This window comes from Cognatundibacterium griseum, from assembly GCF_014284195.1.
Classification (GTDB): Bacteria; Pseudomonadota; Gammaproteobacteria; order Burkholderiales; family Burkholderiaceae_D; genus Undibacterium; species Undibacterium griseum.
Genome location: NZ_JACOGC010000002.1, coordinates 102,216 through 125,833, shown reverse-complemented (window position 1 = coordinate 125,833; position 23,618 = coordinate 102,216). Strand labels below are relative to the sequence as shown.

At 54.4% G+C, this 23,618-nt stretch carries 17 protein-coding genes; 7 read left to right on the top strand and 10 right to left on the bottom strand.

Annotated features, from left to right (window positions below; all coding sequences use genetic code 11):
- Window positions 1-100: 100 nt before the first annotated feature.
- Both H8K27_RS05035 and parC read left to right on the top strand, forming a co-directional pair.
- Window positions 101-2,092, top strand: a complete 1,992-nt coding sequence (locus H8K27_RS05035; RefSeq protein ID WP_186862126.1) for a DNA topoisomerase IV subunit B — start codon at window positions 101-103, stop codon at window positions 2,090-2,092.
- Window positions 2,093-2,249: 157 nt separating this feature from the next.
- Window positions 2,250-4,565, top strand: a complete 2,316-nt coding sequence (parC, locus tag H8K27_RS05030) for a DNA topoisomerase IV subunit A (protein WP_186862125.1) — start codon at window positions 2,250-2,252, stop codon at window positions 4,563-4,565.
- Window positions 4,566-4,661: 96 nt separating this feature from the next.
- Here the strand turns inward: parC and H8K27_RS05025 are convergent, their stop codons facing one another.
- From H8K27_RS05025 to hutU, 7 genes are all read right to left on the bottom strand, one after another.
- Window positions 4,662-6,350 (bottom strand): diguanylate cyclase, encoded by a 1,689-nt coding sequence (locus H8K27_RS05025; RefSeq protein ID WP_186862124.1) that lies wholly within the window; start codon window positions 6,348-6,350, stop codon window positions 4,662-4,664.
- A complete protein-coding gene (locus tag H8K27_RS05020; protein WP_186862123.1) occupies window positions 6,351-6,743 on the bottom strand; it encodes a response regulator in 393 nt (130 codons plus the stop codon).
- Between the two features lie 153 nt (window positions 6,744-6,896).
- Window positions 6,897-10,568, bottom strand: a complete 3,672-nt coding sequence (locus tag H8K27_RS05015; protein ID WP_186862122.1) for a DUF748 domain-containing protein — start codon at window positions 10,566-10,568, stop codon at window positions 6,897-6,899.
- Between the two features lie 256 nt (window positions 10,569-10,824).
- Window positions 10,825-12,048 carry an imidazolonepropionase gene (hutI, locus tag H8K27_RS05010; protein ID WP_186862121.1) on the bottom strand — a complete coding sequence of 408 codons (1,224 nt, stop codon included), beginning with the start codon at window positions 12,046-12,048 and terminating at the stop codon, window positions 10,825-10,827.
- The gene (locus H8K27_RS05005) at window positions 12,048-12,659 is read right to left on the bottom strand and encodes a HutD/Ves family protein (RefSeq protein ID WP_186862120.1); all 612 of its coding nucleotides are present in this window, start codon (window positions 12,657-12,659) and stop codon (window positions 12,048-12,050) included. Before H8K27_RS05005 ends, hutI begins: the two co-directional genes overlap by 1 nt.
- A 2-nt stretch (window positions 12,660-12,661) precedes the next feature.
- Window positions 12,662-14,203 carry a histidine ammonia-lyase gene (hutH, locus tag H8K27_RS05000; protein WP_186862119.1) on the bottom strand — a complete coding sequence of 514 codons (1,542 nt, stop codon included), beginning with the start codon at window positions 14,201-14,203 and terminating at the stop codon, window positions 12,662-12,664.
- A gap of 96 nt (window positions 14,204-14,299) precedes the next feature.
- Complete coding sequence (gene hutU, locus H8K27_RS04995; RefSeq protein ID WP_186862118.1) at window positions 14,300-16,003, bottom strand: urocanate hydratase; 1,704 nt, start codon at window positions 16,001-16,003, stop codon at window positions 14,300-14,302.
- A 227-nt stretch (window positions 16,004-16,230) separates the two neighbouring features.
- Here hutU and hutC point away from each other — a divergent pair, with 227 nt between their 5' ends.
- The 4 genes from hutC to H8K27_RS04975 all read left to right on the top strand — a co-directional run bounded on the left by hutC (window position 16,231) and on the right by H8K27_RS04975 (window position 18,328).
- Window positions 16,231-16,941, top strand: coding sequence for a histidine utilization repressor (hutC, locus tag H8K27_RS04990; RefSeq protein ID WP_329604342.1), 711 nt, complete (start codon window positions 16,231-16,233; stop codon window positions 16,939-16,941).
- Between the two features lie 90 nt (window positions 16,942-17,031).
- Window positions 17,032-17,229 (top strand): hypothetical protein, encoded by a 198-nt coding sequence (locus H8K27_RS04985; protein ID WP_186862117.1) that lies wholly within the window; start codon window positions 17,032-17,034, stop codon window positions 17,227-17,229.
- Between the two features lie 160 nt (window positions 17,230-17,389).
- The gene (locus H8K27_RS04980) at window positions 17,390-18,067 is read left to right on the top strand and encodes a DUF2242 domain-containing protein (RefSeq protein ID WP_186862116.1); all 678 of its coding nucleotides are present in this window, start codon (window positions 17,390-17,392) and stop codon (window positions 18,065-18,067) included.
- Between the two features lie 42 nt (window positions 18,068-18,109).
- Window positions 18,110-18,328 (top strand): DUF3820 family protein, encoded by a 219-nt coding sequence (locus H8K27_RS04975; RefSeq protein WP_186862668.1) that lies wholly within the window; start codon window positions 18,110-18,112, stop codon window positions 18,326-18,328.
- A 155-nt stretch (window positions 18,329-18,483) separates the two neighbouring features.
- Here the strand turns inward: H8K27_RS04975 and H8K27_RS04970 are convergent, their stop codons facing one another.
- Window positions 18,484-20,199, bottom strand: coding sequence for a M14 family zinc carboxypeptidase (locus H8K27_RS04970; RefSeq protein WP_186862115.1), 1,716 nt, complete (start codon window positions 20,197-20,199; stop codon window positions 18,484-18,486).
- A gap of 87 nt (window positions 20,200-20,286) precedes the next feature.
- Between H8K27_RS04970 and H8K27_RS04965 the strand changes: the two genes are divergently transcribed.
- Complete coding sequence (locus H8K27_RS04965; RefSeq protein ID WP_186862114.1) at window positions 20,287-21,390, top strand: threonine aldolase family protein; 1,104 nt, start codon at window positions 20,287-20,289, stop codon at window positions 21,388-21,390.
- 68 nt (window positions 21,391-21,458) lie between these two features.
- On the opposite strand, the gene H8K27_RS04960 is transcribed toward H8K27_RS04965, so the two are convergent.
- Together H8K27_RS04960 and H8K27_RS04955 are read right to left on the bottom strand one after the other, a co-directional pair.
- Window positions 21,459-22,802 carry a TAXI family TRAP transporter solute-binding subunit gene (locus H8K27_RS04960; RefSeq protein ID WP_186862113.1) on the bottom strand — a complete coding sequence of 448 codons (1,344 nt, stop codon included), beginning with the start codon at window positions 22,800-22,802 and terminating at the stop codon, window positions 21,459-21,461.
- Window positions 22,802-23,605, bottom strand: coding sequence for a competence/damage-inducible protein A (locus H8K27_RS04955; protein WP_186862112.1), 804 nt, complete (start codon window positions 23,603-23,605; stop codon window positions 22,802-22,804). The genes H8K27_RS04960 and H8K27_RS04955 overlap by 1 nt, the downstream gene beginning before the upstream one ends.
- Window positions 23,606-23,618 lie beyond the last annotated feature (13 nt).

The following is a 23,618-nucleotide window of genomic DNA, read 5'->3' as shown; positions in this document are numbered from 1 at the left end:
TGCCAAAACGGGTGCAAGAATACCTCTATTCTGCGCCACCCTGACGAAGAAATTGCAAAACATTATTATATTTCAACCAAAACAACAATTTTCACTTCGCATGGCAACCAAAAAAAATACAGTAACGACTGACTATAGCGAATCATCGATCCGAGTTCTGAAAGGACTGGAACCCGTCAAGCAAAGACCGGGCATGTACACGCGGACAGAAAACCCGCTGCATATCATCCAGGAGGTCATCGACAATGCTTCCGATGAAGCGCTGGGTGGTCATTGTAAACATATTCAGGTCACCCTCCACACCGATGGCAGCGTCAGCGTGGAAGATGACGGCCGCGGCATTCCCGTGGGTCTGCATCCCGAAGAAGGCGTACCTACGGTGGAAATCGTGTTTACCCGTCTGCATGCCGGCGGTAAGTTCGACAAGGGTTCAGGCGGCGCTTATGCGTTCTCCGGCGGTCTGCACGGGGTCGGGGTTTCCGTAACCAATGCGCTGTCCAGACGTCTTGAAATCACGGTCTGGCGCGAGGCCGGCCTGCATCAGCTGACATTTGCCGACGGCGATGTCATCGAGCCTTTGCGCAGCCAGCCCATTCCGCGCGGCGATAAAAAAAACGGCACACGGGTCTCGATCTGGCCGGATGCCAAATACTTCGACTCTCCCAACATTCCCCTGGGTGAATTGCAGCGCCTGCTGCGTTCCAAGGCCGTGCTGTTACCTGGCGTTAAAGTCACGCTCACGAATGCCAAAACCGGTGAAACTCTGGTCTGGCAATATGACCAGGGTCTGCGCGGTTACCTGACCGAAGCACTGGCGCAATCTTCGCACGGTGAACCTCTGATTCCTTTGTTTGAAGGCGAGCAATTTGCGAGTTCGGACAGCGAAGGTTTTGCCGAAGGCGAAGGGGCATCCTGGGTCGTGGCATGGACCGAGGAAGGTAATGTGGTACGTGAATCTTATGTAAACCTGATTCCGACGCCGGCTGGCGGCACCCATGAATCCGGCTTGCGCGACGGTCTGTTCGGCGCGGTCAAAAGCTTCGCCGAGATGCATTCGCTGCTACCGAAAGGCGTGAAACTATTGCCTGAAGATGTCTTTGCCCGCGTGTCTTTCGTGCTGTCGGCGAAAGTGCTGGACCCGCAATTTCAGGGACAGATCAAAGAGCGGCTGAATTCCCGGGATGCGGTACGACTGGTGTCCTCATTTGCCAAACCGCCATTGGAACTCTGGCTCAATTCTCACGTTGAATACGGCAAAAAACTGGCGGAACTGGTCATCAAGCAGGCGCAGTCACGCCTGCGTTCGGCGCAAAAAGTGGAAAAGAAAAAATCTTCCGGTGTTGCCGTATTGCCGGGCAAACTGACCGACTGCGAATCGAACGACATCACCCGTAATGAGCTGTTCCTGGTCGAGGGCGATTCCGCTGGCGGCTCTGCCAAAATGGGGCGCGATAAAGAATTTCAGGCTATTCTGCCGTTGCGCGGCAAGGTCCTGAACTCCTGGGAATCGGAACGTGATCGTCTGTTTGCGAATAATGAGATTCACGACATTTCCGTCGCCATCGGCGTCGATCCGCATGGGCCGAATGACCAGCCCGATTTGTCCAATCTGCGCTACGGCAAAATCTGCATACTGTCAGATGCGGACGTCGATGGTTCACATATTCAGGTGCTGTTGCTGACACTGTTTTTCAAGCATTTTCCGCAACTGATCGCACGCGGTCATATCTGCGTGGCGAGGCCACCGCTGTTCCGGGTGGATGCCCCTGCCCGCGGTAAAAAACCGGCACAAAAAATCTATGCGCTGGATGATGGCGAGCTGATCGCGATTGAAGACAAACTGCGTAAAGATGGCGTGAAAGATGGCGCATGGAGCATTTCCCGTTTCAAAGGCCTGGGTGAAATGAATGCGGAGCAGCTGTGGGAAACCACCATGAATCCGGATACGCGCCGCCTGCTCTCGGTATCGCTGGGAGAATTTGATCAGGATTTTTCCGAAGCACGCTTTAACATGCTAATGGGAAAAGGCGAAGCCGCCGCCCGCCGCGCATGGATAGAAGAGCACGGAAATGCCGTCGAAGCCGATATTTGAGCCTGTCAGACGATTATATGGCGTCCAATATACTCCCCCCCAGTATATTTTAAAGCCCAGTATTGATGCTGATGATCAGACAGAAAACGCATATACCCCCTAATTTTTTGAATATTCCGGTCAACCCCGAGACCGGAATCCAATCAGACAGCCAGCTATGAGCGAACAAGCAAACTTATTTGAACAAACCCAGCCCCCCGGCGATGGTGAGGCACTGACTCTGGCGACCTTCGCCGAACGCGCCTATCTGGATTATGCGATTTCGGTGGTGAAAGGCCGCGCCTTGCCGGACGTCTGCGATGGCCAGAAACCGGTACAGCGCCGCATTCTGTACGCAATGAATGAACTGGGTCTGAATGCCAGTGCCAAACCGCGTAAATCGGCGGCCGTGGTCGGCGATGTGCTGGGTAAGCTGCATCCGCATGGCGATCAGTCCGTGTATGACGCGCTGGTACGCATGGCGCAGGATTTTTCGCTGCGTTACCCGCTGATCGATGGTCAGGGCAACTTTGGCTCGCGCGATGGCGACGGCGCCGCGGCGATGCGTTATACCGAAGCCCGCCTGACGCCGATTTCACGTTTGCTGATGGATGAAATCGACGAAGGCACGGTCGATTTCCAGCCTAACTACGACGGTACGACCGAAGAACCCAGGCTGCTTCCCTCGCGTCTGCCTTTTGTCCTGCTCAATGGTGCCTCCGGTATCGCGGTCGGTCTGGCGACGGAAATCCCGTCGCATAATCTGAGCGAGGTTGCCAAAGCAGCGGTCGCCCTGATCCGCAATCCGGGCATGAAACATAGCGAGCTGATGGCGTACATTCCCGGCCCGGATTTCCCCGGCGGCGGCCAGATCATCACACCTGCGGCCAGCATTGCGGAAATGTATGCCAGCGGACGCGGCAGCATGAAAGTGCGCGCACGCTGGAAAATCGAGGACATGGCACGCGGACAATGGCAGGCGGTCGTCACCGAACTGCCGCCCGGCACCTCGTCCCAGAAGGTACTGGAAGAGATCGAAGAACTCACCAATCCGAAAATCAAAGCCGGTAAAAAAACGCTGTCGCCGGAACAGGTCTCGCTCAAGCAGGTGATCCTGTCGGTGCTGGATACCGTGCGCGACGAGTCCGGCAAGGATGCGCCGGTACGACTGGTATTTGAGCCAAAGTCCAAAAATCAGGATCAGGCCGAGTTCATGCAGATGCTCCTGGCGCATACATCACTGGAAACCTCGGCATCAATGAATCTGGTGATGATCGGCGGCGATGGCCGCCCGCGCCAGAAAGGGCTGATCGATATCCTCAATGAATGGATCGCGTTCCGCTTCAGCACCGTGACCCGCCGCACCCAGCATCGCCTCAAAAAAGTCGATGACCGGATTCATATTCTGGAAGGCCGCGAAGCCATACTGCTGAACATTGATGAGGTCATCCGCATCATCCGCGAATCAGACGAACCGAAACCGGCACTGATTCAGGCTTTTCGTCTGTCTGAGCGCCAGGCTGAGGATATTCTGGAAATTCGTCTGCGTCAGCTGGCACGTCTGGAGACCATCAAAATTCAGCAAGAACTGGCTGAACTCCGCAAAGAGAAAGCGGCCTTGCATGATTTGCTGGACAATCCGGCTTCCATGAAAAAAATGCTGATCAAGGAAATCGACAGTGATGCCAAGCAGTTTGGCGACGCGCGCCGTACCCTGATTGAAGAAGCAGCAAAAGCGTCAGTCGAACAAAAGGTGGTGGATGAACCGGTGACTGTCGTGATTTCTGAAAAAGGCTGGGTACGCGCACGTAGCGGGCATGGGCATGATGCGGCCCAGTTCACCTTTAAAGCCGGTGACAGTCTGTACGGTACGTTTGAATGCCGCACGGTAGACAATATGCTGGTGTTCGGCTCCAATGGCCGTGTTTATTCGGTGGCGGTATCCGCCCTGCCGGGCGCGCGCGGCGACGGCGTTCCGGTCACGACCCTGATTGATCTGGCGCCTGGCAGCAAGATCCTGCATTATTTTGCCGGCAGTAACGAGACCGGGCTCTTGCTGGCATCCAGCGCAGGCTATGGCTTCACCGCCAAAGCAGGCGACATGGTCGGCAGAATGAAAGCCGGCAAAGCCTTTATGACGCTGGAAGAAGATGACGTCCCGCTGCCGCCCGGCATCGTCAGGGATGATGCCAGCGCCATCGCCTGCCTGTCTGCGAATGGCCGTCTGCTGGTATTTGGCCTCAGCGAGATCAAGCAATTATCCAGCGGTGGCCGCGGCGTGATCCTGATGGATCTGGAGGAGAAGGAAACCCTGCTGGCAGCCCAGGCAATCAGCCAGAAAGGAGTCAGGATCTCCGGTACCGGTCGTGGCGGAAAAGCCCAGGAAGTCACCCTGAGTGCCGGCGCACTGAGCATACACATCAACAAGCGGGCACGAAAAGGCAAGGCACTGGAATCCAGAATCAAAGCCAGCCAGCTGCAGCCAATCAGCTGACGCGCCCCGCCTGGCGCACAGCTCGCGCATCCAGCAAAAAAGCCGGGTCATCTGCCCGGCTTTTTTGCCTTTCGGTACTGCAATCTGAGAAGGTGATTAGCTATAAGCAGAATTACCTGTCATCTGCACAGATTCGGCCAGCGTGATCCGGTTGCGCCCTGCCTGCTTTGAGCTGTACATCGCACTATCTGCGGTATCAAACAAGTCATCCGGATCAACGGTATTCTTTAAATCAGCGACGCCGGCTGAAAAAGTAACAAAAAATTCTTCATTTTCCGCATGCTGGCTGACCTTGGCAAAGGCAGTCCGTACCTGATCGAGCACACGACGGGCCGTCGCCGCATCGGTATCAGGAAATACGATAGCAAACTCCTCTCCGCCATAACGGCCGACGATATCACTGCGGCGCAGACGCTGGCGTAAAATCCGCGCCAGCGTGCGCAATACCTGATCACCGGTCGCATGGCCGTACTGATCATTCACCCGTTTGAAATAATCGAGGTCAATCATTGCCAGCGCCAGCGGAGTCTGTGTCCGCTTGGCCTGCAGAATTTCGGATGCGAGATGTTCTTTGATCGCGGTGTGGTTATACAAACCCGTCAGGCCATCCCGCATGATCAGGGCGCGCAGGGAGCGGTAACGTTCAGCCCGGGTTGACAGAGAAGACACCAGATATTCCTGCGCCACCGGTTTCATAATGAAATCATCGGCCCCGGCCCGCACCGCATCCAGTTGATTTGCCATATCATTTTCACTGGATAAAAAGACGATAGGCACATCCACATACGAATTATCCTGCCGGATCATGCGCGACAGCTCCACGCCGCTGCAGACCGGCATGTAAATATCAAGCAGCAGGAGTTCCGGCCGAAAATCCGTCATCACCGATAAAATCTGGGTCGGGTCATTCAGCAAACAGACCGTCATGCCTGCATTGCGCAGCACCTCGCTGTAGTAGTGCGAGGTGACCACATCATCATCAACAATCAGAATCCGGTATCCCTTATTCTGATCACGCTGCAACAAGGCATCCATTCTCTCGGTCAGCGCCACCACATCCACCGGCTTGGTAAAGTAGCCGTCGCCCTTGGCTTTCACCGCCAGCAGGCGCGATTCAAAACTGCTGGATTTAGAAACGAAAATCGTCGGAATCCGTAAACGCTGGAGCTGTTCGATTTTTTTGATTTCATCGATGCCGGCATTTTTCCCTTCCGGGAAACTCAGTTCGATCACAATCGCATCCGGCCTGCGTGTGGCAACAGCAATCGCCAGGTCTTTCAGCTGCTCAATACATACCGGCTCGTAGCCGAAATGCTCAAGCTGGGTGACGATCGCCTGATTTTGCCCGTTGTCACCATCGACCAGATAAATCAGCTGGCTGTGATCGGATTCATGAACCGGGTCTTTCCGCTGTCCATGATGCTGTTCTGCTGCCGGGGCATCCTTATCCAGATTGCTTAATGCCGAGGAAAAATAGTCGTGAATATCGTGTGCATATTCCGATAATTCTGCATCACTCCAGGTAGCATCTTTCAGCAGGGGTTTGAGGCGGGATTCAAATATTCTTGCCTGCGCTCCCAATGCCTCAAAACCAAAAGTACCGGCAGAACCGGCCATGGTGTGCAGATGGCGGTGCAGCAGACCCAGTGCTTCTTTATTTTTGGCGTCTGCAATGTACTGATTCAAAGCATCGAATATCTCATCAAACTTGGACGGCAGTTTTTGTAAAAAAACCTGCTCCAGTGCCCGGAGTTTTTCGTGCAGACTATCTTGTTTATCCAGCATTTATTTCTTCTCCTGCCAGAGTTTTCTGACTTGTTCTGACAGTTGCATCGGATCAAACGGTTTTGCGATGACACCGATTGCTCCCAGTGATTTATAAAATTCGACTTCTGCAGACTGCACCTTGGCAGTCATGAAGATAACAGGCGTACTGGCCGTCAATGGCAATTTTCTGAGTTCGGTGAGCGTGGTTGGCCCGTCCATGTTTGGCATCATGACATCCAGCAGCAACAAATCCGGCTGATATCCCTGCCGCACCTCGGACAATGCCTGCTGGCCAGAGCTGCAGCTGTGCAAGACAAACCCGCCGACAACTTCCAGCGCAATCTGGGCGACTGTCTGAATGTCCTGATCGTCTTCCACATACAAAATGTTGGCAAGGCTTGCTGATGTCATTACTGTTCCTTAAGCAAAGTCTTCGCACTGTCTGAAATCCAGCATAATTCAAGATGACAGCCAAAACAATCGGTTCTCAGACAGAAATTGATTTTTCATAAAATTTAGTAGCAAACAATACAAAACTTTGCCCTTCCTGCCACAGCAATCTGGCTACCTGAGCGAGAAATCCACCCGGTTTGGAGCGCCCTGATCCTTGATGCCATCGGCATTCATTCTCGGTGCAATCAGAAACAGGCGCTCACGGTTTATCCCGCCCACATCCTCCAGATAATCACGTACCAGATCAGCCCGCTTCTGCGCCAGCAGCCGCAAATCTTCTGTGCTGATTTTAATATTTTGCAAAATCAGCGCCTCTGCTTCTTTGGTCGGCAAGGTCTTGGCAAGGCCGATCATATTCCGGGGTTTGGAAAATTTTTCAGAGTCATAAACAGTCTGCACGTATTTTGCCCGTTCATCGTCTGTTACGATCACACCTTCTGTTTTGGCGTGACGGTCTTTTTTGTTCAGATCGCGCACTTTCGCCTCCCGCAGGCGGTTTTCCAGAACCTGTCGGCGCAGACCTTCGGTATCCGAAACCTGCTCTACCCGGCCAATAATATCGAGCCGTAAGCTGTCACGATTTTTGAGCGCCTTGACCAGAGTATCGAGTTTTTCCTTGCCTGCCGGTGCCAGTTCAGCAATTCCGGGGGGAAATTCCAGATAAGCCAGTTGCTCGCCACCGCCAAACAAAGACCCCAGCAAAGCAAACGGCGACGTGATGGCCTTGGTGATCAGATTGATAAATACTTTGAAAATAATACCGCCGACAGAAAACTGCGGATCAGACAAGGAACCTGAAATCGGCAGATTGATATTGATTTTGCCGTCGTTATCCCGTAACAGCGCAACCGCCAGCATCACCGGCAACTTGGTGGCGGTCGGGCTGTCGACTTTTTCCCCAAATGTCAGCTGATCCAGCACAATGTTATTTTCAGCCTTGAGCTGCTGATGGTCGATTTTGTAGCTGACCTGCATCGACAGTTTGCCCTTTTCAATCGGGTAACCGGCGTACTTGGTGGCATAGGGGGTCAGACGGGTCAGTTCGATCCCGTTCGCACTGCCTTTGATATCCAGTGAAACCGGTGTAGACAACGGATTGAGCGACCCCGAAATCAGCACCGGCGCATCATCATCGATTTTTCCATTCAGTTCCAGCGTCGCGGCCTGCGGATCGTCCGATGCAAGCATACCGATATTACCGCTGATCCCGGTCAGGTTTGCGTGATAATTCGGCTTGATAAAGTTATCGGTGAAATTCACATTTCCGTCACGGAAAACCGTCTGCGCGATACGGATCACCGGCTTGTCACTAGCGGCATTCACTGCCGTTGCAGAAGCTGCAGCCACTCCCGCTGCCGCGCTTGTGGTGACAGGTGTGACGACCGGAGCTGAGGCCGGCACTACCGTACTGGCCGGTGCGGCACTGGACGCTGCATCACTCTTTTTACTGGCGATAATATTCTGCAGATTTAATTTTCCCTGATCCGACAGCACGGCTTTGGCAAAGAAATGATTCAGTCCCAGCTTGCCGATGCTCACAATTGGCGGAGCCGTGCCCAGTCTGGCGCGAATACCTTCGAGGCCGATATTTTTCCACTCCAGAAAATCATCGTCTGACCCATTTTCAAAAATCTGGAAATCATTCAGATTCAGGTTGCCGTCATACGCAATCTGGCGTCCGGAATCGAGGAGGTTATTCATTGTCAGTTTGCCTTTGGCGCTGGCAACCCCCTGCGTAATTTCCACATTCAGGAATTGAGAAAAATAGGGATACAGCGTCGCCACCGGCAAATTATCCGCCGCCAGCGTGACACCAATCTGCCGCAATGCCGGAGAGACGCTGCCCTTCAGGTCAAGCCGGCCTTTCTGGTTCAACCGGGATTGCCAGTGAAACTGTGCCTGACGCGACAAGTCGCTGCTGAACTGAGCGACATCCATATCAATGCCGGTGAGGTTGAGTTTCACCACCGGGCTGACCGCCTGGTCGCCAAAACGGATATCGCTGTTTTTCAGCGCGGCATGGCCGATATTGATTTTCCAAGGATTGTTTTTTCCTGCAGGTCCAGCCGCAGCAGACGCTGACGGCGCAGAGGAGGAACTGCGCAACCAGTTCTGTACACCGAACACGGATGCCTGATTGCGGCGGATATCGAGCGCCATGCCGTCCAGCGCCACAGAATCAAGCTGGATGCGCCTGCTGGCACTATCCAGCTGCATTTTATCGAGTGCCAGCGAGTGAAATCCGGCACTGCCATCTTCTGTTTTTCCCTTGACCAGGAAATCGCTGAGGCGCAACGAAACATCCTGCAACTGCCACTGCCCCTGATTCAGATGAATCTGGGAGCTGGCATCGAGTTTTGCCGACAGCTTCGCATTCAGGTAAGGATTCAGCCATGCCTGATAATGCTCCAGCGACAGTGCGGCCAGTTCGAGGCGACCATTCAGCGAGGTGGCGAACGCTTGCAGCTCGCCGTCAAATTGGAGCTTTTCATCAACTGCACCGGTCACGCTCAGTTTGAACGGCGAGGGCACTGCTTCTTTTGCGGTCGAGATATTCTGCGTCTGCAAGGCGATTTCTGTGAAATCCAGTTTCTGTGCCGGATGCGCATATACGGCATCCGAAAAATGGATCTGCCCCTGCTTCAGCTGTATCTGATGCACCAGCACCAGTGGTAATGCAGCAGCTGGCGCCGGATTTTTTTCGGCTGTCTTGTGAGGTGCGGTGGCAGGGGTTTGCAGATGCGCCCAGTTCAGCCCTTGTTTCGGATCGAGGCTGACCCAGACCTGCGGGGCAGACAGGCTCAGCTGCTGCAACTCAGCAGCAGCTGTCAGCAGATTGAACTGTTTGATTTTTGCCTGCAAATCCGCCATTTTCAACAAAGGCTGGGAATGCAGATCATTCAGCACCACATCCTTTAACTGCAGATCGCCGGAGAGCAGGATTTCCGGCTGCTGTTTTTTGCGGCTGAAGCTAAGATCAAGCCTGGTACTGACTTTGGTGCTGGCGATTTGCAGCGGCAAGGCAACCGGGATATAACCGAGAAATGGCGTGATATCAAATTGTTCGAGATCAATCGCAAGACTGGTTTCCAATTGCTCGGTGAACGGTTTAGATCTGGCCTTCAGCACAAATGGCGCACCATTGATCCGGGCTGACAGCCGGGGTTCCACGAAACTGCTGACCGCTTTCGGAAAATTGGAAATAAACGGAACGCCGATATCGAGGTTTTCAATCTTGAACTGATGCTGCTGGACCGCATCGTCAAGCACAATCTCACCGTGCTGGATCTGTATATTCGACACAGAAAAACGCAGCGGCGCACCACTGGAAGGCGTGGCGGCAACCTTGTCCAGCATATCGCTGAAATTGTACCTGCCATGCGGCACTGCCGTTTGGCGAACCAGATGCAGCACCGGTGTATCCAGCTGCAGTTCATCGAGAACCAGTGCCTGATGCAGCAGCGAACTCAGCGAGAGATTCAATTTCAGGCTGTTCAGGGTCAGCGCAGGCGTCTTTCCGTCGGCTTCCAGTAATCGTACCTGCTCCAGCGTCAATGCCAGTGTGAAGGGGGAAAAATGTGCTGCCCCGATTTCCAGTTTACGTCCGGTCTGCTGCTGCACCTGCTCAGTCGCCAGACGCTGCACATATCCCGGTAAAAACAGCCAGCTCAGGGCGGCCAGCAACAGCAAGATACCAGCGAGACTGAAAACATAGCGGCCAGCCCTGCCAGTCGGGTATCTGCGCTGAACCGGTTCTGGTGTCTGTGGTGCGGATGTGGTCACGATATGCCTCTGCCTGAGTAAAAACACATGACAAGCGCAGAACAGCCATCACACGGGACATCTCTGCCAGCCAGATAACGGCCGCTTGTCTGTTGATATTTCCAAATACGGGTTGGTTTTGCCGTACGTCGCTTCTGCTGATGCACAAGCACACTGACATTATACGTCGCTGGCATGAGATAAAAAACAAGACAGCCAGCCGGATAAGGTCGCCAGGCTTGCAGGTATTGCCGGAAATCCGTAAAAATCTGCCGGTTTACAGCCGGGGCTGGCCGGCAAAGACGACGTGACGCAAGGAGTTGGCGCCGATGTGGTACGCGAGGTCGGCAGGCCGGGTAATGTCCCACACCACGAAATCGGCGGCCTGACCGGTTTCCAGCGTACCGGTTTCCTGCTGCAGGCCAAGTGCCTGCGCTGCATGGCAGGTCACGCCCTGCAGGGCTTCCATCGGTGTCATGCGGAATAAGGTGCATCCCATATTCATGGTCAGCAACAGAGAGGTCAATGGCGAGGTTCCGGGATTGCAGTCGGTCGCCAGCGCCACCGGAACACCGGCAGCACGCAATGCGGCAACCGGAGGCAGCACGGTTTCCCGCAAAAAGTAAAAAGCACCGGGCAACAGCACCGCAACCGTGCCATGCGCTGCCATGGCGCTGATACCATCTGCAGACAAATGCTCCAGATGATCGGCAGATAATCCCCGGAAACGCGCGACCAATGCCGCACCGCCCTGATCGGACAATTGCTCCGCATGCAATTTGACGGGAATGCCTGCCGTCTGCGCTGCCAGAAAAACACGCTCGGTTTGCGCCGGAGTAAAGCCGATTTTTTCGCAAAAAACATCAACCGCATCCACCAGCCCTTCTCCGAGCAGAGCGGGCAACATGACTTCACACACCTCCCGGATATAGTCATCAGCACGGCCCGCATATTCGGGCGGTAAGGCATGCGCCCCCAGAAAGGTCGTTCTGACACGCACCGGAAACTCGCGTCCGATACGCCGCGCAACCCGCAGAATCCGGGCTTCCGTCTCCAGATCCAGCCCGTAGCCGGATTTGATCTCAAGCGTTGTGACACCTTCTGCCAGCAACGCGCGCAGACGCGGCAGTGCTGCCGTCAATAATTCCTCTTCGCTGGCAGCACGCGTTGCCCGGACTGTCGATAAAATCCCGCCGCCTTGCCGCGCGATCTCTTCATAGGAAACGCCATTCAGACGCGCCTCAAACTCATTGCTGCGATTACCGCCATACACCAGATGCGTGTGGCAATCGATCAGCCCCGGCGTTATCCAGCCACCGCCGCCATCGCAATGCTGTTTTACACGGAAATCCTGAGGCAATTCTGCACGGCGCCCCAACCAGGCGATTCTGCCGTCGCGGATCGCCAGTGCACCGTCTGGTATTTCGCCGTACGAGCCACCATCTCCCCTACGCATTGTCGCCAGATGGACATTGGTCCATAAACTGTCCCACACCATCATCAGCTTTGCCCCCGGTTCAAAAAATGGAGGGTGATCAGGTACAGCAGAGCATCTTCCGTGGCATGGCACTGGAACTGCACACCATGACCATCTCTTTCTTCTTCAAACTGACATAAATCACCCGGCGACATGGTGTGCCCCTGCCCCAGCGTTGCCTGGCCGGACACACAGTACAGCAATACCTGCTGGGCATCAGCCGCATCAATATCGTGCTGACCCGCGGTGAGCTGACGCATAAAATGCGAACACACGGCACGGTGCGTCATCATGTTCAGATCAAGGATTGGTCCATCCAGCAGTGATGCGCTGATGGATGATTCGCCCTGAAAACGGTAAGGCGCACTGTCTGTCGTCAGTTGTACCGGCGGAACCGCCGGGTCATCGTCATGTAAAACCAGTCCGGCACCTTCCAGTACTGCGAGGCTGCGGTCAATTTGCGGAAAATGAGAGAACGGACCATCGGCATGAACACTGGCGGTACTGAGCCGCCAGATAAAATGATCCAGACGCGCACCCACCGGAAAGATCGCCAGTTCAGTCGTGATACCGCCGCCATTTTTCCACGGCATGGTCTGATAGTCTGCGGTATGCCAGCGGTGCGTCAATGCCATATTCAGTCCTGATAAAGCGGTTGAAATAACTGACTGTGTCCGGCGCTGAGCGTGCCATCCAGCACCAGCGCTTTGGCAGCAGCAATGTCCGGCGCAAAGAAACGGTCTTTGTCGTAAAAACTGACCTGCTCACGCAGTATCTGATGCACGCTGCCCAGCATAGCAGAGGTCTTCAGCGGTGCATGAAAATCCACGCCCTGCGCCGCGGCCAGTAATTCAATCCCGACGATGGTCGCCGTATTATGCGCCATTTCATGCAAACGGCGCGCGCCATAGGTCGCCATACTGACGTGATCCTCCTGATTCGCCGAAGTCGGAATCGTATCGACGCTGGATGGATGCGCGTGGGATTTGTTTTCCGACGCCAGCGCAGCAGCAGTCACATGCGCAATCATGAAACCGGAATTCAGACCCGAAGATGGCACCAGGAAAGGCGGCAGACCAGAGATAGACGCATCGATCAGCAGCGCAATACGGCGCTCGGAAATTGAGCCGATTTCCGCAATCGCAAGTGCCAGCGTATCGGCCGCAAACGCGACCGGTTCGGCATGGAAATTACCGCCGGAAATGACTTCGCCGGTTTCGACAAACACCAGCGGATTATCGGTGACCGCATTGGCTTCGATCAGCAAAGTACGCGCTGCATTGTTGATGATATCCAGACAGGCGCCCATGACCTGGGGCTGGCAGCGCAGGCAGTATGGGTCTTGCACGCGCTCGTCATTGACCAGATGGGACTGACGGATTTCACTGCCTGCCAACAGCGAACGGTAAATCGCAGCAGTCGCGATCTGCCCCGGCTGACCACGGCTGCTATGAATGCGTGCATCAAACGGCGCATCGCTGCCTTTGGCAGCATCGACCGACAAAGCGCCGGTCATCGTCGCAGCCTCCAACAGACGCTCTGCCAAAAACAGACCGTGCAAAGCCAGTGCGGTCGATACCTGGGTACCATTGATCAGCGCCAGCCCCTCCTTGGCGGCCAGCACCACCGGCGTAATACCTGCAGCGTCCAGTGCCTCGCGCGCAGGCTGCAACTGTCCGTTTACCCTGACTTCACCCTCACCCAGCAATGCCAGCGTCATGTGCGACAAAGGCGCCAGATCGCCCGAAGCACCGACCGAGCCCTTGACCGGTATCGCCGGCATGATGCCAGCGTTGACCATCGCGATCATGGTGTCGATCACCGAGGCGCGGATGCCAGACACGCCACGTGCCAGACTGGCGATTTTCATTATCAGGATCAGGCGTACCACTTCATCCGAGATCAGTTCGCCCGAACCAACGGAATGTGACAAAATCAGATTACGCTGCAGCAACTCCAGCTGTTCATCAGGAATGCGGGTCTTGGCCAGTTTGCCAAAACCGGTATTGATACCGTAAGCCGCATCGCCTTTGGCGACGATCTGGCTAATGGTGTCGGCAGAAGCGTTAATCGCAGCATACGCAGATGGCTTCAGCTTCAGGGTCTGCGGCTTGTTCCAGATAGCACGCAAATCGGACAGGCTGAACTCGCCCGGTTGGATTTCAAAACAATTAGTCATGGTTAATCTCTCTTTTTTTCTGGCTTGACTGAGTATGCTGATTCAACATCACTCAGTGCCGGCGAATCTGTTGATCGGTATTCTGTGTCAAACCCGTTATTTAATCATGGGCAAATTCAGGCCTTCGCGCTTGGCGCAAGCGACGGCCTGTTCATAGCCGGCATCCGCATGGCGCATTACGCCGGAGCCGCAATCGTTGACCAGCACGCGTGCCAGACGCTTAGCGGCGGCATCCGTACCGTCGGCCACAATCACCATACCGGAATGCTGGGAATAACCCATACCAACGCCGCCACCGTGATGCAAAGAAACCCAGCTGGCGCCACCGGCGGTATTCAGTAAGGCATTCAGCAAAGGCCAGTCAGAGACGGCATCGGTGCCATCGCGCATGCCTTCTGTTTCGCGATTCGGGCTGGCGACCGAACCGGTATCGAGATGATCACGACCGATCACCACCGGTGCTTTGAGTTCGCCGTTTCTGACCATCTCATTGAATGCCAGTCCGGCGATATGACGCTCGCCCAGACCCAGCCAGCAGATACGTGCCGGCAAGCCCTGAAACGCAATACGCTCACCTGCCATGTCCAGCCATTTATGCACACCTTTATTGTGCGGGAACAGCTCCTTGATTTTGGCATCGGTTTTACGGATATCTTCCGGATCACCCGACAAAGCCACCCAGCGGAATGGCCCCTTACCATCGCAGAACAGCGGACGGATATATGCCGGTACAAAGCCTGGGAAATCAAAGGCATTTTTGACACCGGTATCGAATGCGACCTGGCGGATATTATTGCCATAGTCAACAGTAGGTATGCCCATCGCGTGGAAGTCCAGCATTGCCTGTACATGCACGGCACAAGCCTGAGCCGCATCGGCCGTCAGCTTCGCATGTTGCGCCGGGTCTTGCTGGGCGGTTTTCCACTGTTGCACGCTCCAGCCTATCGGCAGATAGCCATTGATCAGATCATGAGCCGACGTCTGGTCGGTCACCAGATCCGGTTTCATGCCGCCCGCTTTGGCGCGCTTAACCAGTTCAGGCAGAATTTCAGCGGCATTGCCGAGCAAGGCGATGGAAACCGCTTCTTTACGTTCGCAATGCTGCTGTATCAGCGCCAGCGCATCGTCCAGGTCTTTCGCTTGTTTATCGACATAGCGGGTACGCAGACGGAAGTCGATACTACTTTGCTGACATTCGATATTCAGCGACACCGCACCGGCAAAGCTGGCCGCCAGCGGCTGCGCGCCACCCATGCCACCGAGACCGGCGGTCAGTATCCAGCGCCCACCCCAGTCACCGTTGTAATGCTGGCGTCCGGCTTCGGCGAAGGTTTCATAAGTACCCTGCACGATGCCCTGAGTGCCGATGTAAATCCAGCTGCCTGCGGTCATCTGCCCATACATGAACAAGCCCTTACGGTCGAGTTCATTAAAGTGTTCCCAATTAGCCCATTTCGGCACCAGATTGGAATTCGCGATCAGCACACGTGGTGCATCTTCATGGGTCTGGAATACGCCTACCGGTTTGCCGGACTGTATCAACAGGGTTTCATCAGCTTCCAGCGCCTTGAGTGAAGCCAGTATCTGGTCATAGCACTCCCAGTTACGCGCAGCGCGACCGATGCCGCCATACACCACCAGATGCTTGGGATTTTCAGCAACGGCCGGATCCAGATTATTCTGAATCATGCGATAGGCAGCCTCAGCCACCCAGGTTTTACAGACTTTTTCGGCACCATGCGGTGCGTGAATAACACGGCTGGCATCCCAGCGTGGATCGTTTTGCAATTGGGTCGTCATGAATTGTCTCCTGTCAGGGTGAAATGTCCGGTCCTCAGCCGCCCGCTGAGTATGGCTGTGTATGGCTGTAAATTGTTGTGTGATCAGTTTAAGTTGTATATACAACTTTTGCAAGCGGAATTTACATGCGACAATGCGCATCTCTGTACATGCAGAAAATGATGCCGTGCCCGTTTATAGCTCCGTGTGAGCCAGTTTCAGAATTTATTTATTTCAGCAGGAATCACGTGTCCACCTCCCAAGCCAGCGCCCCCGCCTTTCAGACGATCAAAGATTATTTGCTGCGGGAAATCCAGTCCGGCACCTGGAAAGAAGGTCAGGCGATTCCCTCGGAAGCCATGCTCGCAGAGCAATTTTCAGTGTCACGCATGACCGTCAACCGCGCCGTGCGGGAGCTGACCAGCGAACAAATCCTGAACCGGATTCAGGGCTCTGGCACCTACGTTGCGCAACAAAAATATCAGGCAACCTTAGTCGAGATTAAAAGCATTGCCGACGAAATCCGCTCCCGCGGACACGTCCATCGCAGTGAATTACACGAGCTCAGCGAAAAAAGCGCCAATGAGCAACTTGCGGCAGAATTTCTGGTCAAACCCGGACACCGCCTGTTTCATTCGGTGATCGTTCACTTTGAAAATGACGTGGCGATACAGGTGGAGGACCGCTGGGTCAACTCCAGCGTGACGCCGGATTACCTGGTGCAGGATTTCAGCAAGATGACGCCGAATGAATATCTGGTCGCCGTCGCACCGCTGCAGGGTGTGGATTATCTGATCGAAGCCACACTGCCGCCGAAACAGATTGCCGACATGCTGCATATTTCCATCAAGGAAGCCTGCCTGGTATTAAGGAGAAAAACGCGTTCGCAAGGAAAAATCGCCACCAGCGTGACGATGTGGCATCCCGGCAGACATTACCAGTTCGCCGGCAGTTTTTAACCCCGGGAAAATGCCGGTAACAGGCTTGTCACAGCACCTTGTGCTCGGGCAGGCTAAAATACGCACTGCAACTTCAAAAAAGGATACGCCATGGCCAAAAAGAATGATCTTGATCCTGAAACAGAGGCACTGATCGCCTGGTGTACGGATGTCGAAGGTTTTTTAGTCGCCGGCGGCGCCACCCGCGATCAGGCGCAGACACATATCGAAGAACAGATTGAGTGGTTTACTGATCTGTTTTTCGACGGGCTGACGCCGCAAGAAGCTGCGAAGGAAGCACTGGCCTGATCCGGCAAAGCTGACCGGATTACAGCCCCCTCCCGCAATGAACTGCGGGCGTCTTTGCTGTCATCGCGATTCACTGGCAAAACGTTATTTCTGCTCAGCGTCATTATCCGCATCAGCCCAACTATCAGACCAATCTGTATTAAACATTCAGTCAAAGAAAATGAGCCGTCGACTTTTGTCTTTCCCGTTGTTGCTGGCCTTGCTGTGCGCCGGCTGCAGCACCACCCGCCCTCAGTCCGCCCTGCAGCATGAGGAATTCGGAGAAAGCGGCGTGTTTACGCGCAGCTTTCCCGGCACCGAACAAGCCGCCTGTGAAGCAGCACGGCGCGCGCTATTGAGTCAGGGTTATGTCATCAGCGACTGGAAACCCGCGATTATCAAAGGCCGCCGCAAATATCAGCATGATGCAGAAGTCCATGCAGAAATTGAATTCAATGTCGTTTGCGTTGCCAACAGCCAGGGCAGCAACAGTACCACCGTGTTTGCCAATGCCGTGCGCGACCGTTACTCGCTCAAGAAAAGCAACACGTCCGCCAGCATCGGCGTCAGCGCCATCGGCTCAGTATCGCTGCCCTTCGGCTCGACAGATGATGCGCTGGTAAAAGTCGCCAGCGAAACGATACCAACCGGTCAGTTTTATAACCAGTTTTTTGATCTGGTGGAGCGCTATCTGGATGTGAGCCAGATTCCGGCAGATACAGACAGCAGCAAAAAAGAAGGCAGCTCCGAAACACCTGCCGCCGCCATTGCGAACAATGCCAGCAATGCGGAAACCGTCTCCGTCAATCCTGAAAAGACGGACGCCGGCGCAGGGCGAAAAAATGATGTCGCTCAATAGGCGATCTGCATGAACGATCTGCACAAACCATTCGGCAAGCCGATGCAAAACGATGATTTGCAGCGCCTGCTGGAGTTAAAAATGCCCTACGGTAAATATCAGGGGAAACTGATGGCCGATTTGCCCGGGCATTATCTTGGATGGTTCGCCCGCCAGGGCTTTCCCAAAGGCGAAATCGGCAGACTGCTGGAACTGATGTACGAGATCGATCACAACGATCTGCGCAGCCTGCTGCTGCCGTTACGCCGTCAGGAAAAATAATCGTTCAGTATCCGACTGTTTCTTTCAATCATGTGCGCTGCAAATCAGTCCGCGATTGTTAACGCAACATCCGCCTGGTCTGAAATCTCGCCAACCGCCTTTTGCACGGCTGACTCAATCCGGTCGTTTATTCCAAACGGAATATAGATCAGCTCTCAGACCGGAGACTTCATGATACGAAACACCGGATAACGCAGCCATTCCGGCTCTCTGAAGCGCTGGCAATGTGCAAAAATGAAATCCAGAACGGCATCCTGCCGAGTCAGCAGTGCCGGATTATCCTGTTTCCACTGTTCAAAGGCTGCGCGGGTATCCGGCTCATCACGCAAGATTTCTGCTGCCGTGTCTTCGAACACGTAGTCCGAGTAGTGTTCTTTCTTTTCGAGCACACTGTTGAAAAATCCCCAGCGGAAAAAACTGTCATGCGCCTGCGGTTCCAGCGTTTCGATGACATAACGCGCCTGTGGCTGGTCCAGCCGGATCAGATAATCCCCGGCTTCGGCGAGCACTGCCTCGCTGCTGGCTGTCAGTTGAATCTGGTCATGAAATAAATGCCCCTCATACGCACCTGAACGCGACTGCACCGACTGAATCCGGTAAACTTCGGCCTGTATCGTGCGTGAGTTTTCAAGACGTTCCATCTGAACACCGTTCCATTGCAAACGTTCAATGACATGGCGCCATGCCTGCGGCAGCAGATAAGCCTGCGGCTGCTGAACCGTAATATCGGCAACGAAACGATTGAAGTAAGGAATCTCTTTTTCCCAGGACTGATGCCGGTCATAAGACAGACGGGTGTAACTGCCGATCTGACTGGGACGGTACACCGCCTGATAGCCTCTGAACAGGAAATGGGAAGGCTGATCCCGGTCTGCCTTCCAGCTGACGGCAACTTCCCGATGAGCGCTTGCGGCGGCGCGTGCCTGCTGGCGCAAACGCTGAATATCTGGTGCATTTCTGACAGTCAGCTCGAGTACCGTTTCCACCAGCGCCCGCATCGACGCATAGCGATCAGCAAATGGTTTCAGCATGTGCGTTTCAGGCATGAAACCAATCGTGTGATGCAAGGCGGCATATCCGGTAGAAAAACGCGGCGTTTCGAGAAAATCTTCAATGCCGTGATCGGGAATATCGCTGACCGGATTCACATACGGACAGGTTGGCCAGCCACGCTGCGCCATTCCGGCATAAATCTCCGGCAGCATCACATCACGCAGATAAGGGCCAAGACCATTTCCCAGTTTATCGGTCTGGGTCTGAATCAGGGTCATGGTGTACTGGTAATCGGCACCGTTGGAAGTGTGCGTATCCACCATCACGTCCGGGCTCCATTGACAGAAAAACCGGTTGAACACCTGTGCGTTCAGGCTGTCGCATTTGATGAAATCCCGGTTCAGATCCAGATGCAGACTATTGCCGCGAAAACCAAAAGATTCAGGACCGTCCTGATTCACGCGGGAAGTGTTCTGGCGATTCAGGCTGCCATCGACGTTATACAGCGGAATGAACAGAAAAACTGTCTTTCCCAGAGCTGCCAGCCGTTCTGGCTGAGTGCAAAAATCACGCACCAGCGCCATGCAGGCATCGACACCCTCCGGCTCACCGGGATGAATACCGTTGTTATTAAAAAATACCGGGCGCCCTTCCCGCAGTATCTGTTCACGGTCAAACACGCCATCTGCGGTCACAATGCCGGCATGCAAAGGCCTGCCGGCATCAGTATGACCGATCACCGCGAAGTGGAGTATCCGGGGAAACTGCTCAGCGAGTCTCTGGTAAAAATCAATACACTCAACCCAGGTCGTGGTCTGATTCTGGTTGCCGGATTCATACGGTGTGAGCGGCAGCGGATGAGAAGTCGGAGTGATCATGGGAATAATCGCGTGGAATAAAGAAGCAGAGATTCTAGCTGATATCTCATGGCATACTGCACGGGATAATGACTTATGGAGTGCAATATGACGGATGCCGAATTACTGCAATTAAAACAGTCCTGCCACAGTATTTTCTCCGGCCATGCACTGCTCAGTCCGGCAGACAGTTTTTCCAGAATGGCGCAGTGGTGCGCGCAACAGCAGGTTCAGCACGATGTGTATGGCGAAGGTGAGTTCATTCAGACATTTGAAACGAAGATCGCCTCGCTGCTGGGAATGGAGGCTGCCGTGTTCTGCATGACCGGTACGCTGGCACAGGTAACGGCTTTAAGGCTGGCCTGTACCGAACGTGGCAGCCCGCTGGTAGCTTTGCACCCGACCTCGCATATCTTGCTGCATGAACGCAGTAATTTTCAGGCACTTGGCCATTTCACCGCACTGCAAATTGGCAATCCGCACCACCCGTGGGATGTGACCGATTTACAGAAACAAGCTGAAAAGATCGCTGCTGCCCAATATGAATTGCCAATGCGCGAAATCGGCGGACAACTTCCGGACTGGGACAGTCTGGAAGCCATCAAATCTTATTGCCATACACAGAATATTCATCTGCACATGGATGGTGCCCGGTTGTGGGAAGCCAGTGCCGGCCTGAACAAGAGTCTGCCGGAGATTGCCGCCGGTTTTGACAGTGTTTATGTGTCGTTTTACAAAGGGATAGGTGGCTTGGGCGGTGCCATGCTGCTGGGGAATAAAAACCTGATCGCCAAAGCCAGAGTCTGGATGCACCGGCAAGGAGGAAATGTGTTCCGGCGCACCCATTATGTCGTCGCTGCGGCAATGCAGTTTGACCAGCAACTGGCACAGATGCCCGCCTGTCTCGCCAGAACCAGGGATGTATTCAGAATTTTGCAGGACTACCCAGAGTTCCGGACCAACCCGGCTGCGCCGCAGGTGAATATGTTTCACCTGCATCTCCCGGTGGATAAAGATACGGCAATCCAGCTGCGCAATCAGATTGCGGCGGAACACGGTATCTGGCTGTTCAATCAGGCAGTTCACGCAAGCCTGCCCAATTACAGCATGTTTGAATGGTATGTCGGGGATCAGTTACTGCACCTGAGCGATACCGTGATCCGGCAAGGGCTGGACCGGTTACGGTCAGGCATACAGCAACGCAATTTCTGATACCGGAGGCTGTCGGCAGCGCGGCACATCAGGCACAGTAACCGGTCTTCTGCTGGTCCATAGAAGACCTACGGGTTCTGCACACCCTGCTGAACAAGCAGACTCTGCACTCGGTTGCGCACAAAGTGGATATGACTGCGCAAGCCGTATAATTCCTCGGCATAAGACAAGGGAACGCTGATGTGGTTGACCTTGTTTTCAATCTCATCCAGTCGGCGCAATTGCCTTTCCAGCACAGGGATTTTGTCTTCCGGGCTCAGATGATCAATCACTTGTTCGACCGTTCTGAGCTGGCCATACCAGCGATAAATACGGGAACGGATACGCCAGACATACAGCGGCGGAATAATTTTTGACAGCGGCAGCAATAAAGCGCCCAGTGCCACCAGCACCACCCACATGCGCTCGACAAAATTTGCCATCCAGAACGAGAGATAACGCTGCAATACCGGTGGGCCGTTTTTATAAAATTTTTCGGCTTCCGCAGCCACCGGAATTTCTGTGTAGCGATCGGAAGGAAATTCTCCCTGCCGGCTCAGCCAGTCCGCTTTGCTGTGAATTCGCTGCGCTGCCTGCAGCAACTGCCCCATCAGCGCCGGATGCAGGCTTTCATGCGCCACCAGCGTGGCAGTGGGTGAAATCAGGTGGTAGTCGCGTGAAGGAATATCCAGTCCGATATCGACAATCCCGCGTGGCAGCACCACTTGTGACAGGTAAGGAAAGCGCCGGGTGTATGCCTCTGCCTGGACAAAATCAAACAGCCGGACTCCCGGTGTCTGCAACAGCATCTGCACCAGCGGTGCATCGCTGGCCGTACTGAATACCAGCACATCCATTTTCCCATCCAGAAACGCCATCGTTGCCGGCGTGTCTTCGAGCCGCTGCAGGCTGACGTCTTCCGGACTCATGCTGTTGACGGAGAGTATCTGCTCAAAGATACGCCGCACACCGGTGCCTTCGGCACCGATATTGATGCGTTTTCCGCGGAACTGACTGATGGTCGTCAGCTCTTTTTTATCGCGATAAAAAATCCAGATCGGTTCGTAAAACAGACTGCCCAGAGAAACCAGCCCTTTTTCTGACGCCTGTACCGGATCGGTTGAACCGCTGCGCACAAATCCGGCTTCAATTTCCGAATCCGGATCGCTGATGCGCTCCAGATTCTGACTTGAGCCCTGAGAGGTATGAAAGCGCAGGGTAATCTGATTTTTTGCCAGCTCTTCGGCATAGCGTTTTGCCAGACGCTCGTAGCCGCTGTTTTCCGGCCCGGTAGACATATCAATCACACGCGACGGCGCCGGATCAACCAGCCAGAGGCCGAGGCCGCCAACGATCAGCACCATCAGCGTCACCGGGCCAAACGCCACGATCAGGTCGCGCAGGGAAAACAACGTGAATTTAATCTTCTGCATCAGTCCGCAGCCGGCAAGGTAACCGGAACATATTCTGAACCCAGCTGATCCAGCCCTGCACACATTTTGACAAAGGCGGCTCCGGTCTGTGCCGGCTCTCCTTTCACGCCGAGTTCGATATGACGCCGTTGCGTGGCGCTGCCGACACTCGGCAGGCTGAATACTTTAACCAGTGGAAATTCCGCTTCCAGCGCTTCCATCAGCGGCGTCAGCGCAGACTCAATGCCTTCATAGACCAGCACCGATTTTTCGGTACGCTGCTGCTGATGAAACAGATGGGAATAATGCGTGTCCAGCACCCAGGCGATCATGGGCCAGGCCATGACCGGAAATCCGGGAACAAAATAATGACTGGAAATGGCAAAGCCCGGAATTTTGTTATAGGGATTCGGGATCAGCTCTGCTCCCTGCGGAAACTCACCCATTTTCAGGCGCTGCCGGTTATCTTCGCTGTCCAGATCCACCGTCTTGCCGGCTTCGGCAGCCATGTCCAGAATACGCTGCTGTATCAGCCGTTTCGCTTCAGGATGCAACTGCAATGGCAAATCCAGCGCGGCCGCTGCACACTGCCGGGTGTGATCGTCCGGCGTGGCGCCAATACCGCCGGTTGAAAACACGATATCGCCGCTGGCAAAGCTGCGTTTCAGCACCGCCGTGATGCGGTCGCGGTCATCGCCGACATATTCGGCCCAGTCCAGCTGTAATCCGCGCTCATGCAAAGTAGCAATCACTTGCGGCAAATGCTTGTCCTGTCGTTTTCCGGACAATATCTCGTCACCGATAATGATTAAACCAATTCCCATCCGCATTCTCCAG